Annotated in this window: 15 protein-coding genes; all 15 read left to right on the plus strand. The window is 60.4% G+C overall.

What is annotated here, in order from left to right; all coding sequences use genetic code 11:
- The first annotated feature begins 1 nt into the window (after position 1).
- The 15 genes from fliJ (at position 2) to flhA (ending at position 13,594) form a co-directional block, all read left to right on the plus strand.
- Positions 2-451, plus strand: a complete 450-nt coding sequence (fliJ, locus tag AACY08_RS03640; RefSeq protein ID WP_339468126.1) for a flagellar export protein FliJ — start codon at positions 2-4, stop codon at positions 449-451.
- 141 nt (positions 452-592) lie between these two features.
- Positions 593-898 carry an STAS domain-containing protein gene (locus tag AACY08_RS03645; protein ID WP_339468128.1) on the plus strand — a complete coding sequence of 102 codons (306 nt, stop codon included), beginning with the start codon at positions 593-595 and terminating at the stop codon, positions 896-898.
- Positions 895-2,613: an ATP-binding SpoIIE family protein phosphatase gene (locus tag AACY08_RS03650; protein ID WP_339468131.1), complete on the plus strand. Its 1,719-nt coding sequence runs from the start codon at positions 895-897 to the stop codon at positions 2,611-2,613. The genes AACY08_RS03645 and AACY08_RS03650 overlap by 4 nt, the downstream gene beginning before the upstream one ends.
- 30 nt (positions 2,614-2,643) lie before the next feature.
- Positions 2,644-2,988 (plus strand): Hpt domain-containing protein, encoded by a 345-nt coding sequence (locus tag AACY08_RS03655; RefSeq protein ID WP_339416611.1) that lies wholly within the window; start codon positions 2,644-2,646, stop codon positions 2,986-2,988.
- A gap of 858 nt (positions 2,989-3,846) precedes the next feature.
- Complete coding sequence (locus AACY08_RS03660; protein WP_339468133.1) at positions 3,847-5,181, plus strand: flagellar hook-length control protein FliK; 1,335 nt, start codon at positions 3,847-3,849, stop codon at positions 5,179-5,181.
- A gap of 222 nt (positions 5,182-5,403) precedes the next feature.
- Positions 5,404-5,904, plus strand: coding sequence for a flagellar basal body-associated protein FliL (gene fliL, locus AACY08_RS03665; protein ID WP_339468135.1), 501 nt, complete (start codon positions 5,404-5,406; stop codon positions 5,902-5,904).
- Between the two features lie 9 nt (positions 5,905-5,913).
- Positions 5,914-6,882, plus strand: coding sequence for a flagellar motor switch protein FliM (fliM, locus tag AACY08_RS03670; protein ID WP_339416607.1), 969 nt, complete (start codon positions 5,914-5,916; stop codon positions 6,880-6,882).
- Between the two features lie 46 nt (positions 6,883-6,928).
- On the plus strand, positions 6,929-7,396 hold the full coding sequence (gene fliN / locus AACY08_RS03675) for a flagellar motor switch protein FliN (protein ID WP_339416606.1): 468 nt from the start codon (positions 6,929-6,931) through the stop codon (positions 7,394-7,396).
- Between the two features lies 1 nt (position 7,397).
- On the plus strand, positions 7,398-7,829 hold the full coding sequence (gene fliO, locus AACY08_RS03680; protein WP_339468137.1) for a flagellar biosynthetic protein FliO: 432 nt from the start codon (positions 7,398-7,400) through the stop codon (positions 7,827-7,829).
- A complete protein-coding gene (fliP, locus tag AACY08_RS03685; protein WP_339455451.1) occupies positions 7,829-8,572 on the plus strand; it encodes a flagellar type III secretion system pore protein FliP in 744 nt (247 codons plus the stop codon). The genes fliO and fliP overlap by 1 nt, the downstream gene beginning before the upstream one ends.
- Before the next feature lie 4 nt (positions 8,573-8,576).
- Positions 8,577-8,846, plus strand: a complete 270-nt coding sequence (gene fliQ / locus AACY08_RS03690; RefSeq protein ID WP_003192936.1) for a flagellar biosynthesis protein FliQ — start codon at positions 8,577-8,579, stop codon at positions 8,844-8,846.
- A gap of 4 nt (positions 8,847-8,850) precedes the next feature.
- Entirely contained in the window at positions 8,851-9,636 is a 786-nt protein-coding gene (gene fliR, locus AACY08_RS03695) for a flagellar biosynthetic protein FliR (RefSeq protein WP_339468139.1), read from the plus strand.
- Between the two features lie 3 nt (positions 9,637-9,639).
- A complete protein-coding gene (gene flhB / locus AACY08_RS03700; RefSeq protein WP_339455454.1) occupies positions 9,640-10,776 on the plus strand; it encodes a flagellar biosynthesis protein FlhB in 1,137 nt (378 codons plus the stop codon).
- A gap of 361 nt (positions 10,777-11,137) precedes the next feature.
- Positions 11,138-11,221, plus strand: coding sequence for a cold-shock protein (locus AACY08_RS03705; RefSeq protein ID WP_339427463.1), 84 nt, complete (start codon positions 11,138-11,140; stop codon positions 11,219-11,221).
- A gap of 258 nt (positions 11,222-11,479) precedes the next feature.
- Entirely contained in the window at positions 11,480-13,594 is a 2,115-nt protein-coding gene (gene flhA / locus AACY08_RS03710; protein WP_445261413.1) for a flagellar biosynthesis protein FlhA, read from the plus strand.
- Positions 13,595-13,606: the final 12 nt, after the last annotated feature.

Below are 13,606 nucleotides of genomic sequence, written 5' to 3' on the forward strand. Positions count from 1 at the left end.
CATGGCCAACAGCCGCGCTGCGCGCCTGGCTCCGGTGGTGGACATGGCCGAAAAGGCCGAAAAAACCGCCGTTCAGCGCTTGGGGTATTTCCAGGGCCAAGTCCGCCTGGCGCAAAGCAAACTGGGTGACCTGGAGCGCTTTCGCGGTGAGTACCAGCAGCAATGGATCGAGCGCGGCACCCAAGGTGTCTCGGGCCAATGGTTGATGGGCTACCAGGGCTTTCTCAACCAGCTGGAAACTGCCGTCGGCCAGCAACGCCAGAGCCTGGCGTGGCACCAGAACAACCTCGACAAGGCCCGCGAAAGCTGGCAGCAGGCGTTTGCCCGCGTCGAGGGCTTGCGCAAACTGGTGCAACGCTACATTGACGAAGCGCGGGCGCTGGAAGACAAGCGCGAGCAGAAGCTGCTGGACGAACTGTCACAGCGCCTTCCACGCCAAGAACAGTATTAAGGCGTGGGCTTACCTGCGATGGCCACGGGCATTTACACACCACAATATTGCATAGCCCACACACATTTGATTTGTTGTGTTGCCCATAGCCGGTTCACCTGCTAAACCTTGTGTCATTGCCAATGACAAGGAAGCAGTCGCATGACAGTTGAGTCAGAAGTATCCCTGGATGGGAAGAAATTGACGATCGTGATCAAAGGTCGGTTCGATTACAGCAGCCATCAAACCTTTCGCGAGGCCTATGAGCCGTTCTACAAAGTGCCTGAGTTGTACGTCGTCGACTTGAAGGACACCACCTACATGGACAGCTCGGCCTTGGGCATGCTCTTGCTGTTGCGTGATCACGCGGGGGGCGACGACTCGGAAGTCCGGGTAATCAACAGCAACTCCGATGTGCGCAAGATCCTCGCTATCTCCAACTTCGACAAACTGTTCGACATCAGTTGAGCGCCCTGGCCCCCGTCCTTGAACCGCTGACGATCCTGATCGCCGAAGACAGCGCCGCCGACCTGCTGTTGCTGGCGACCATCGTACGGCGCCAGGGCCACCAAGTGCTGACGGCCACCAACGGTGCGGAGGCGGTCGAGGTGTTTATCCGTGAGCGCCCGCAGTTGGTGTTGATGGATGCGCTGATGCCGGTGATGGATGGCTTTGAGGCGGCGCGCCGGATCAAGCAGTTGGCGGGTGAGGAGCTGGTGCCACTGATTTTCCTCACCTCCCTGCGTGAGAGCGAGGCCCTGGCCCAATGCCTGGATGCCGGCGGCGATGATTTCCTGCCCAAACCCTACAACCAACTTATTCTCGCGGCGAAGATCAATGCGATGGACCGTCTGCGGCGGTTGCAGGCCACGGTCCTGCAGCAGCGAGACCTGATCGCCAAGCATCATGACTATCTCCTGCATGAGCAGCGGGTGGCCAAGGCGGTGTTCGACAAGGTTGCGCATTCGGGCTGTATCAACGCCGCGCCGAACATTCGCTACCTGCAATCGCCCTACGCGTTGTTCAACGGCGACTTGCTATTGGCCGCCTACACGCCCTCCGGCGACATGCATGTGTTGCTCGGCGATTTCACCGGCCACGGCCTGCCGGCGGCGGTGGGCGCCATGCCCCTGGCAGAAGTGTTCTACGGCATGACCGCCAAGGGTTACGGCCTGGCGCAAATTTTGGGCGAGATGAACGCCAAGCTCAAGCGCATCCTGCCGGTGGACATGTTCTGCTGCGCCACGCTGTTGTGCCTGAGCACGCAGCGGCGGGTGGTGGAGGTGTGGAACGGCGGCATGCCCGAAGGGTATGTGCATGAAGTCGCCACCGGCAGGCGCACGTCACTGGCATCCCGACATTTGCCGTTAGGGGTGCTGTCGGCGGAGGCCTTTGATGATCGCACTGAAGTCTGGCCCATGGCCCTGGGCGACCGGGTGTTCTTGCTGTCCGATGGCGTGTTGGACACTGCTGGCGCCAATGACCAGCTGTTTGGCGCAGAGCGTTTGCAGCAGGTGTTCGCTGCCAATCGCGAGCCTGACCGTTTATTTGAAGATATCGAACAGGCCCTGGCGGCGTTTCGAGGTGAAGCGCGGGATGACGTGAGCATGGTGGAAATCACCCTGCAAGCCGGCCAGCAGCCGCGTGCCACCGGACAGTTATACGCCGACAGCGGGCAGGCATGCCCGCTGGATTGGTCGGTGAGTTTTGAATTCCGCGCCGAAACGTTAAAACGTTACAACCCTTTGCCGTACCTGTTGCAACTGTTGCTGGAAATCCATGGCCTTCGCGAGCAGAGCGGGGCGCTTTACAGCGTGATGGCCGAGCTGTATTCCAACGCGCTGGAGCATGGCGTGCTGGGCCTGGACTCCCGGCTCAAGCGCGATGCCCAAGGGTTTGCCGAGTATTACCACCTGCGCAATGACCGCCTGAACCTGCTGACCAGCGGTTATGTGCGGGTGCATGTGCAGGTGGTGCCGACGCAGGGGGGCGGTCGCCTGAGTCTGTGCATTGAAGACAGCGGCGCGGGCTTTGACGTGGAACAGGTGCTGGCGCGGCCGTGGGACATCGACCGTCTGTCTGGCCGGGGGTTGAGCTTGGTACGGCAGTTGAGCAGCGATGTACGCTGGTCCGATGGCGGGCGCAGTGTCTGCGTGGAGTTTTGCTGGGAGGCTCTGGCATAATCTGCCGATTCTTGATCAAGGAGCGAGCAAGTGATTGATCTACATCTGGACCCAGATGTGTTGTCGGGTTTGCAGGAAGTCATGGAAGGCGAGTATCCCAAGTTGCTTGATACCTTTCTCGACGATTCCCAGAAGCGTGTCGAGGCGCTGCGCAAGGCGCGGGATGATGCGAAGGCGTTGGGGCGGATTGCGCATAGCTTCAAGGGGAGCAGTGGGAACCTTGGGGCGGTGCGGTTGGCGCAGTTGTGTCAGCGGTTGGAAATTGAGTCGGTTCAATCCACCACGGATCTGGGGGCGCTCGTGGATCAGATTGATTATGAGTTTGCTTTGGTTAAGCCGCTGTATGAGTCGGAGCGGCAGCGGTTTGGGGTTTGAGTTGAGTGTGTGCATATCCGTTATTTAGGTAACGGCCACTATTGGTTCCGCTCTTACAGCGGGTCACTTTTGGAAGAGCGCCAAAAGTAACCAAAAACGCTTCGCCCCAACACTCGGCACCTCGCTTAGGCTCGGTGTGCCCGAACGAAGGCTTTGGAGCGTGGGCCGCCGCGATGGGCCATCCTTGGCCCAGCGCGGCTAACCCGGCGTCCTGCCGGGTTACCCACGCTCCAAAGCCTGCGTTCGGCCAGCGTGTTTAACGGGGCGCCCCAGATCAAAAGCAAAGCGCGGCGGCCTTAGGGCCGACCGGTTTTCTAACTGCCAATCTCGGTCCAAATGTGGGAGCTGGCTTGCCTGCGATGGCATCACCCTGGTTCATCTGATGTACCGAGTTGCCTGCATCGCAGGCAAGCCAGCTCCCACAATTTAAATCTCCATTCATCAGGCAGATATCAACCTGCTCTTGATCTGCTCTTGATCTGGCTTGTGATCTTGATCTGAGGCGCCCCGTTAAACACGCAGGCCGGAATTCGACATGGATTTGGGGGGTAAACCGGCAGGGATGCCGGTTTAGCCGCCCCGCGCCATGGATGGCGCTTGGCGGCGGCCCCCCAAATCAATGTCGGATTACGGGCACACCGAGCCTAGGCGAGGTGCCGAGTGTTGGGGCAAGAGCCCTTTGCTTACTTTGGGGCTCTTTTCCAAAGTGAGCCGCCGTAAGGGCGGAACCAATAGCAGCCGTAACCGCAGAAACGGATATGTACACAATAAAACCAGTCCAACAAGAAACCTGGCCCAACTCTTGCTCTACCTCCTGATACTGCATCCCCGATCCCCATGCAGTGGAGACCTTTACCTATGCCAGTCGCCCCGAATTCGCTCCTTCAGGTTGCCCCCGCGGCCAAGCCTCAAGCACCCGTCGCCAACCCACCGGCAGCGGTTGCGACCCCACGGGACACGGGCCCTGGCTTCGCTCAAGTGTTCGCCAGCCAAGGCGCCAAACCCACGGTCAAGGCCGACGATAACTCGCCCAAACCCACTGCCGGCAAGTCTTCGGATGCAAGTGCCAAACCTGCAGCGGGCAACGACAAACCTGCCGCCAGCACGCCAGCGGTTGCCGATAGCGGCAAACCCTTGCCTGCCACCCCGCCGGCCAAGACCGACGACTCTGCCAGCAAAGACGACGACGCATCGTCCGACCCGACCCTCGTGCAGCAGCCTCCGGCTGATCCGGTGGTCGACCCGGCATTGATTGCCACCGTCACCCCGGTGGCTGTGCCGGTAATACCGGTAGAAACCCCCGCGCCCCTGACCACCGCCAAGGATGACAAGGCTCAGCCGGTAGTCGCGGCACCGATCGCAGCAACCGAGGAGGCCAAGCCGGCCTTCGACCCGGAAGCTGATCCCCTGGATGCCATGCCGGCCGTGCGCCTGGCGATGGAGCAGGGCGGTCATGTGTCTGCCAGCAGCCAGGCGCAGGCGAAAGCGGCCCCGACCCAGGATCAGCCGACCGCCGCGCAGAATTTTGCTGCTGGCCTGGCCACAATGGTCGACCAGCAAGCTACCAAGGACAGCACTGACCAAGGCGGGGACAAAGCGTTCAGTGGGCTGATCGAGGACGGGCTCAAGGACCTGAAGAACGCCAGCAGCGACACCCGTGTCGATGACTTCGCCAACCGTTTGGCCGCGTTGACTCAAGCCGCCACGCCGAAAACCGCCAATGCCTTGCCGCCGGTGACTAATGCGCCATTGGCCATGCACCAGAGCGGCTGGACCGACGAAATCGTCAACCGCGTGATGTACCTGTCCAGCGCCAACCTCAAGTCGGCGGAGATCCAGTTACAGCCGGCTGAACTCGGTCGTCTGGATATCAAGGTCAACATGACCGCCGACCAGCAGGCCCAGGTCAACTTCATGAGCGCCCACCCGGTGGTGCGTGAGGCGCTGGAAAGCCAGTCGGGGCGGTTGCGCGAGATGTTTGCCCAGCAGGGGATGGGGCAGGTGGATGTGAACGTATCTGACCAGTCTCGTGGTCAGGAACAACAACAGCCGCAGGCCCAGACCCGTGGAGTGGGCGGCGGCAGCGGGCGTGGTGACAGCGGCGACAACGGCGCTCACGTTGACGTGGCTGAAGCTGTCGCGCCTGTGACCTCTACGGTGATCGGCTCCAGCGCTGTCGATTACTACGCCTGACTCGAACTCTGCACAGGCCTAAATGTGGGAGCGGGCTTGCTCGCGAATGCGGTGGATCAGTGACAGATGGATTAACTGACACACCGCATTCGTGAGCAAGCCCACTCCCACATGGGATATCCAGCGTGACATCTGTCCCTGTCTACCAGACAACTCTGGCATAACACTTGCTCTTGCCTTTCCGTAGATCTATGAATCCCCGAATAGTGACGGATTATTGGCATGGCGAAGAGCGACGACGCAGTAAAAGCACCCGCAGGCAAAGGTAAGCTCAAGCTTATCCTGTTGATAGTCGTGGGCCTGCTCCTGGCCATCGGCGCCTCGGTGGGTGGCACCTGGTACATCATGCACAGCAGTGCCGCCAAACCGGCAGCCGCCGCTGAAACCGCCAGTAACGTCAAGCAACCGGCAATCTTCGAGCCGATGCTTCCGGCCTTTGTCGCCAACTTCAATCAGAACGGTCGTCAACGCTACCTGCAGGTGAGCATCACCTTGCTGGCGCGTAACCAGCCGGACCTGGATGCCCTCAAGGTGCATATGCCAGTGATCCGCAACAACTTGGTGATGCTGTTCTCCGGCCAGAGCTTCGACACACTTGCCACCCCGGTAGGCCAGGAAATGCTGCGCCAGAAGGTCACTGCCAGTGTGCAGGAAGTGGCCCAGAAGGAACTCGGCAAAGTCGTGATCGAACAAGCGCTCTTCACTAATTTCGTATTGCAGTAGGATCACGACATGGCCGTGCAAGACCTGCTGTCCCAGGATGAAATCGACGCGCTGCTGCATGGTGTCGACGATGGTCTGGTACAGACCGAAATGGCTGCCGAACCCGGCAGCGTCAAAAGTTATGACCTCACCAGCCAGGATCGCATCGTCCGTGGGCGCATGCCGACCCTGGAGATGATCAACGAACGTTTCGCCCGTTACACCCGCATCAGCATGTTCAACATGTTGCGCCGTTCGGCGGACGTGGCGGTGGGCGGTGTGCAGGTGATGAAGTTCGGTGAGTACGTGCATTCGCTGTACGTGCCCACCAGCCTCAACCTGGTCAAGATCAAGCCGCTGCGCGGCACTGCGCTGTTCATCCTTGACGCCAAGCTGGTGTTCAAGCTGGTGGACAACTTCTTCGGTGGCGACGGCCGTCACGCCAAGATCGAAGGCCGTGAATTCACCCCCACCGAACTGCGGGTGGTGCGCATGGTGCTGGAGCAAGCCTTCATCGACTTGAAGGAAGCCTGGCAGGCGGTCATGGAAGTCAATTTCGAGTACATCAACTCGGAAGTGAACCCGGCCATGGCCAACATCGTCGGCCCCAGTGAAGCCATTGTGGTGTCGACGTTCCACATCGAACTCGATGGCGGCGGCGGCGACCTGCACGTGACCATGCCGTACTCGATGATCGAGCCGGTGCGCGAAATGCTCGACGCTGGCTTCCAGTCCGACCTGGACGACCAGGACGAACGTTGGGTCAAGGCCCTGCGCGAAGACCTGCTGGATGTCGACGTACCGCTGAGCGCCACCGTGGCCCGTCGCCAGTTGCGTCTGCGCGATATTTTGCACATGCAGCCGGGGGACATCATCCCTGTCGAATTGCCGGAAGAAATGATCATGCGCGCCAGCGGCGTGCCGTCGTTCAAGGTCAAGCTCGGCTCCCACAAGGGCAACCTGGCACTGCAAGTGGTCGAGCCGATCAACCGTCGCTGATTCGCCCTAATTAATTTATGAAAGTTTGCTCCGCCGAGGACATGTAATGGCTACCGAACACGAAAACACTTCCGCCGAAGACCAGGCCCTGGCTGACGAATGGGCGGCTGCCCTGGAAGAAACCGGCGATGTTGGCCAAGACGATATCGATGCGCTGCTGGCCGCTGACGCCGCCACTGCACCGGCCGGCAATCGCCTGCAAATGGAAGAGTTCGGCAGCATGCCGAAGAACAACGACCCGGTGACCCTCGACGGCCCGAACCTGGATGTGATTCTCGACATTCCGGTGTCGATCTCCATGGAAGTCGGCAGCACCGAAATCAACATCCGCAACCTGCTGCAACTCAACCAGGGCTCGGTCATCGAGCTCGACCGCCTGGCCGGCGAGCCGTTGGACGTGCTGGTGAACGGCACCCTGATTGCTCACGGCGAAGTGGTCGTGGTCAACGAAAAGTTCGGCATCCGCCTGACGGACGTGATCAGCCCGAGCGAACGCATCAAGAAGTTGCGCTGATATGAAACGGCTGATCGTGGGACTGTTAGTCGCATTGCCCCTGGACGCCTGGGCCGCTGAGCCGGCGGCCCAGACCGCCGCTGCGCCCGTGGGCAGTGTCGGCGGGCAGCTCACTCAGCTGGTGCTGGGCCTGTTGCTGGTGGTCGGCTTGATTTTTGCGCTGGCCTGGCTGATGCGCCGCGTACAGCGCGTGGGCCCGGGCAACGGCCAGGTGATCGAAATGATCGGCTCCCGTGCCCTCGGCCCGCGTGATCGGCTGGTGCTGGTGCAAGTGGGTGAGGAGCAGATCCTGCTGGGCATTACCCCCGGACGCATCACTCCGCTGCACGTGCTCAAGACGCCGGTGAACGTGGACCCGTCCAAGCCCGCCACGCCAGAATTCGCTCAGCGCCTGATGGAGTTGCTGGGCAAGGATCAGAAGGATAAGAAGTAATGCGCGTTTTATTGACGCTCATGCTGTTGCTGGCTGCGCCATTGGCGTTTGGCGCCGACCCGCTGTCGATCCCGGCCATTACGCTGGGCACCAATGCGGCCGGGGCGCAGGAGTATTCGGTCAGCCTGCAGATCCTGCTGATCATGACCGCGCTGAGCTTTATCCCGGCGTTTGTCATGCTGATGACCAGCTTCACGCGGATCATCATCGTGTTCTCCATCTTGCGCCAGGCCCTGGGCCTGCAGCAGACGCCGTCGAACCAGATCCTCACCGGCATGGCGTTGTTCTTGACGATGTTCATCATGGCGCCGGTGTTCGACAAGGTGAACCAACAAGCGCTGCAACCGTACCTGGCGGAGAAAATGACCGCCCAGGATGCGATCGACAAAGCCCAGGTCCCGATCAAGGATTTCATGCTGTCGCAGACCCGCTCCAGCGACCTTGAGCTGTTCATGCGCCTGTCCAAGCGCACCGACATCGCCACCCCGGACCAGGCGCCGCTGACCATCCTGGTGCCGGCGTTTGTCACGTCCGAGTTGAAGACCGCGTTCCAGATCGGCTTCATGATCTTTATTCCGTTCCTGATCATCGACTTGGTGGTGGCGAGCGTGCTGATGGCGATGGGTATGATGATGCTGTCGCCGCTGATCATCTCGTTGCCGTTCAAGATCATGCTGTTTGTGTTGGTGGACGGCTGGGCGCTGATTATCGGCACCCTGGCCGGCAGTTTCGGCGGGGTATAGCGCGATGACACCTGAAGTTGCCGTCGACCTGTTTCGTGAAGCGCTGTGGCTGACCACCTTGATGGTCGCCGTGCTGGTCGTCCCGAGCCTGTTGGTGGGCCTGCTGGTGGCGATGTTCCAGGCCGCGACCCAGATCAACGAACAGACCTTGAGTTTCCTGCCGCGCCTGCTGGTAATGCTGGTCACGCTGATCGTTGCCGGCCCGTGGCTGGTACAGACCTTCATGGAATACATCCTGCAGTTGTACGGCAGTATTCCGCAGTTGATCGGCTGACCCGATGCAGTCTTTGCTGGCATTGACCGACACCCAGATCAGCACCTGGGTGGCGTCCTTCATCCTGCCGCTGTTCCGCGTAACGGCGATGTTGATGGCCATGCCGGTGTTCGGCACGACCCTGGTGCCACGGCGCGTGCGCCTGTACTTTGCGGTGGCGATTACCGTAGTGATCGTGCCGGGTTTGCCACCGATGCCGCCGGTGAATGCCATCGACCTCAGCGCACTGCTGCTGATTGCCGAGCAGGTCCTGATCGGCGCGATGTTGGGGTTCTCCCTCTCGCTGTTTTTCCAGGCCTTTGTCATTGCCGGGCAAATCATCTCGGTCCAGATGGGCATGGGCTTCGCGTCCATGGTCGACCCTACCAACGGTGTGTCGGCGGCGGTGATCGGGCAGTTCCTGACCATGCTGGTGACCCTGCTGTTCCTGGCGATGAATGGGCACTTGGTGGCGTTCGAGGTGTTGACCGAGAGCTTCACCACCTTACCGGTCGGCTCGGGGCTGGTGGTCAATCACTTCTGGGAAATCGTGGGGCGCTTGGGTTGGGTGTTGGGCGCCTCGCTATTGCTGGTGTTGCCGGCGATCACTGCGTTGCTGGTGGTCAACATCGCGTTTGGCGTGATGACCCGCGCGGCGCCACAACTGAACATTTTTTCGATTGGTTTCCCGTTGACCCTGGTGTTGGGCATGGGGATTTTCTGGGTCGGCCTGGCTGACATTCTCAATCAGTATCAACCGCTGGCGACCGACGCCCTGCAGTTCTTACGTGATCTGGCACGGGCGCGCTGAGCCATGGCCGAGAGCGAGAGTGGTCAGGACAAAACAGAAGACCCCACGGAGAAACGTAAAAAGGACTCCAGGGAAAAGGGCGAGATTGCGCGCTCCAAAGAGCTCAACACGGTTGCGACCATGATGGCCGGCGCCGGCGCCTTGCTGATCTACGGCGGTGGCCTGGCGCTGGACTTGATGGAGTTGATGAAGCACAACTTCGCCTTGCCCCGCGAGGTGCTGCTCAACCCTGACGCCATGGGCCAGTACCTGCTGCACTCGGGGAAAATCGCGCTCCTGGCGGTGCAGCCGATCCTGATCACCTTGCTGCTGGCCGCGCTGATCGGCCCGGTCGCCCTCGGCGGCTGGCTCTTCGCCGCCGGCAGCATGGCCCCCAAATTCAGTCGAATGAACCCCGGTGCCGGGCTCAAGCGCATGTTTTCCGCCAAGGCTCTGGTGGAGTTGCTCAAGGCCCTGGCCAAATTCATTCTGATCTTGTTTGTGGCGCTGATGGTGCTCTCGTCGGATATCGACGACCTGCTGCGCATCGCCCATGAACCGCTGGAGTCGGCGATCATTCACAGCGTGCAGGTGGTGGGCTGGAGCGCGCTGTGGATGGCCGCCGGGCTGATCATCATTGCCGCCGTGGATGCGCCGATCCAGCTGTGGGAAAGCCATAAGAAACTGCTGATGACCAAGCAGGAAGTGCGCGACGAGCACAAGGATTCGGAAGGCCGCCCCGAGGTGAAACAGCGTATTCGCCAACTGCAACGGGAAATGTCCCAGCGCAAGATGATGGCCGCGGTGCCCGACGCCGACGTGGTCATCACCAACCCGACGCACTATGCCGTGGCCCTCAAGTACGACCCGGAGAAGGGGGGGGCGCCGATGTTGTTGGCCAAGGGCAGTGACTTTACGGCCCTTAAGATTCGTGAGATTGCGGTGGCCAACAACATCCTGTTGCTGGAGTCGCCGGAGTTGGCGCGGTCGATCTTCTACTCCACCGACCTCGACCAGGAAATCCCCGCCGGCTTGTACCTCGCCGTGGCTCAGGTGCTGGCCTATGTCTATCAGATCCGCCAATACCGTGCGGGCAAGGGCAAGCGCCCGGACCCGCTGAAAGACTTGCCAATCCCGCCTGAATTACGCCGCGACTCCTGATCATCTCCGCCTTACCACGCCTCATGATCTTCCGTCTACCTGTCATATTTGACAGTAGCCATCTTGTGCTTCCCGCAGTTCTACTACAGCCAGCACTGCGCGCAGGCTGTAAACGAGATGCAGGAGAGGGGGGAGGATGTTCAGAGGCACGGTCAAATCTTATGACCGCAAGACTGGGAAAGGTTGGATTGCCCTGGAAGGTGGGGACGACGTGCAAGTGGATCTCTTGGGTTCACGCTGCATCTGGCTTGCGGTGGGCCAGCGAGTGGAATTTTGCATGATTCACCGGCCCGATGGCGTCTTTGCGTGCGAAGCCAGAGTTATCCCTAATGTCCTTGAGCGAGATGTCAGGAGAGCGGCAATGGCAACCGGTACGGTGAAATGGTTTAACGCGCAGAAGGGGTTTGGGGTTATCACTCGGGACGAAGGTGAAGCTGATCAATAGCGTCGGTTGTTCGGCGCCATCGAGCACTCGCTCCGCCATCCCAATCAGCTGTGCGGCGCCCCGTGCGCCCCCTCATTTGAATCGATTCACACTTGGGAGTTCGGTTGCTTGTGAGGTCATCACAGCTCAAGCCAGAAGCGATCTAAGCGGGAAAACAAAAGTTGGAAGGCTTCTTGCAATAACGCCTTCAGGACGCCTCCCGGCGTCAAAACTTTGCTTCAAGGGATACGAGGAATACCGGTGGTGGATCGCTCTCAAATGCTCGGCACGGCACGTACCACCCTGACTGACCTCTCGCGGGGCAATCTGGGTGTGCCGTTGTTGTTGCTGGTGATGCTGGCAATGATGATGTTGCCAATGCCGCCGTTCCTGCTGGACGTGTTCTTCACCTTTAACATTGCCCTGTCGGTCGTCGTGCTGCTGGTTTGCGTATACGCCTTGCGGCCGCTGGATTTCGCGGTATTCCCGACCATTCTGCTGATCGCGACGCTGCTGCGGCTGGCGCTGAACGTGGCGTCCACCCGCGTGGTGATGCTCAACGGCCAAGACGGCCACGCGGCGGCCGGTAAGGTGATCCAGGCCTTCGGTGAGGTGGTGATCGGCGGTAACTACGTGGTCGGTATCGTGGTGTTTGCGATCCTGATGATCATCAACTTCGTAGTGGTGACCAAGGGTGCCGGGCGGATTTCCGAGGTGAGCGCGCGTTTTACCCTCGACGCGATGCCCGGCAAACAGATGGCCATCGACGCCGACCTCAACGCCGGCCTGATCGACCAGAACCAAGCCAAGTCGCGCCGCATCGAAGTGGCCCAGGAGGCCGAGTTCTACGGTTCCATGGACGGTGCCAGCAAATTTGTGCGCGGTGACGCCATCGCTGGCTTGCTGATCCTGTTCATCAACCTCATCGGTGGCGTCGCGGTCGGCATCTTCCAGCACGGCATGACCTTTGGCGAGGCGGGCAAGGTTTATGCCTTGCTGACCATCGGTGACGGTTTAGTGGCGCAATTGCCATCACTGTTGTTATCCACAGCTGCAGCGATCATGGTGACCCGTGCTTCGGGCTCCGAAGAAATGGGCAAGCAGATCAGCCGGCAGATGTTTGCATCGCCCAAGGCGTTGGCCGTGGCGGCAGGCATCATGGCGATCATGGGTATCGTGCCGGGCATGCCTCATGTCTCGTTCCTGAGCATGGCCGCCCTTGCCGGTGGCGCTGCGTACCTGTTCTGGAAAAAGCAAAACGCCGTCAAGGCGCAGGCCTTGCAGGATGTTGCGCGTCAGCAGGAGCTGCTGCCATCCCCGGCCCGCGCCCAGGAAACCAAGGAGTTGGGCTGGGATGACGTGACGCCGATCGACATGATCGGCCTGGAAGTGGGCTACCGCCTGATTCCGCTGGTAGACCGCAACCAGGGCGGCCAATTGCTCGCGCGGATCAAGGGTGTGCGCAAGAAGCTGTCCCAGGACCTGGGCTTCTTGATGCCCACCGTGCATATCCGCGACAACCTCGACCTGGCCCCAAGCGCCTACCGCCTGACCTTGATGGGCGTGATCCTGGCCGAAGCCGAGATTTACCCGGACCGCGAGTTGGCGATCAACCCAGGGCAGGTATTCGGCAGTCTCAACGGCATCACCGCCAAAGATCCGGCTTTTGGCCTGGACGCGGTGTGGATCGAAATCAGTCAGCGCAGCCAGGCGCAGTCCCTCGGTTACACCGTGGTCGACGCCAGCACCGTGGTCGCCACCCACCTCAATCAGATCCTCTACAAGCACTCCCACGAGCTGATCGGCCACGAAGAAGTCCAGCAATTGATGGGTTTGCTCGGCAAAGCCTCGCCAAAACTCGCCGAAGAGCTGGTGCCGGGCATCCTCTCGCTGTCGCAATTGCTCAAGGTGCTGCAGGCGCTGCTGGCCGAACAAGTACCGGTGCGCGACATTCGCAGCATCGCCGAGGCCATCGCCAACAATGCCGCCAAGAGTCAAGATACTGCCGCTCTGGTGGCTGCGGTGCGCGTCGGATTGTCCCGCGCAATCGTGCAAAGCATTGTAGGGCTTGACTCCGAGCTGCCTGTGATCACCTTGGAACCAAGGTTGGAACAGATTTTGCTCAATAGTATTCAGAAGGCCGGGCTTGGCCAGGAAGAGGGCGTCCTGCTGGAGCCAAGCATGGCTGAGAAGCTGCAGCGTTCGTTGATCGACGCCGCACAGCGCCAGGAAATGCAGGGCCAACCAGTGATCCTGCTGGTGGCAGGCCCCGTCCGGGCGATGTTGTCGCGGTTTGGACGCCTGGCAGTACCGAATTTGCACGTTTTGGCTTATCAGGAAATTCCTGACAATAAGCAAGTGACTATCGTCGCGACAGTAGGGCCGAACGGCTGAGGGTAGTGGGTT

It is taken from the genome of Pseudomonas sp. EL_65y_Pfl1_R83 (genome assembly GCF_963970695.1).
Classification (GTDB): Bacteria; Pseudomonadota; Gammaproteobacteria; order Pseudomonadales; family Pseudomonadaceae; genus Aquipseudomonas; species Aquipseudomonas tritici.

Coding starts and splice junctions, on each gene's coding strand:
- fliJ (WP_339468126.1), top strand. CDS start 2: ATGGCCAACAGCCGCGCTGCGCGCCTGGCTCCGGTGGTGGACATGGCC.
- AACY08_RS03645 (WP_339468128.1), top strand. CDS start 593: ATGACAGTTGAGTCAGAAGTATCCCTGGATGGGAAGAAATTGACGATC.
- AACY08_RS03660 (WP_339468133.1), top strand. CDS start 3,847: ATGCCAGTCGCCCCGAATTCGCTCCTTCAGGTTGCCCCCGCGGCCAAG.
- fliL (WP_339468135.1), top strand. CDS start 5,404: ATGGCGAAGAGCGACGACGCAGTAAAAGCACCCGCAGGCAAAGGTAAG.
- fliM (WP_339416607.1), top strand. CDS start 5,914: ATGGCCGTGCAAGACCTGCTGTCCCAGGATGAAATCGACGCGCTGCTG.
- fliN (WP_339416606.1), top strand. CDS start 6,929: ATGGCTACCGAACACGAAAACACTTCCGCCGAAGACCAGGCCCTGGCT.
- fliO (WP_339468137.1), top strand. CDS start 7,398: ATGAAACGGCTGATCGTGGGACTGTTAGTCGCATTGCCCCTGGACGCC.
- fliP (WP_339455451.1), top strand. CDS start 7,829: ATGCGCGTTTTATTGACGCTCATGCTGTTGCTGGCTGCGCCATTGGCG.
- fliQ (WP_003192936.1), top strand. CDS start 8,577: ATGACACCTGAAGTTGCCGTCGACCTGTTTCGTGAAGCGCTGTGGCTG.
- fliR (WP_339468139.1), top strand. CDS start 8,851: ATGCAGTCTTTGCTGGCATTGACCGACACCCAGATCAGCACCTGGGTG.
- flhB (WP_339455454.1), top strand. CDS start 9,640: ATGGCCGAGAGCGAGAGTGGTCAGGACAAAACAGAAGACCCCACGGAG.
- AACY08_RS03705 (WP_339427463.1), top strand. CDS start 11,138: ATGGCAACCGGTACGGTGAAATGGTTTAACGCGCAGAAGGGGTTTGGG.
- flhA (WP_445261413.1), top strand. CDS start 11,480: ATGCTCGGCACGGCACGTACCACCCTGACTGACCTCTCGCGGGGCAAT.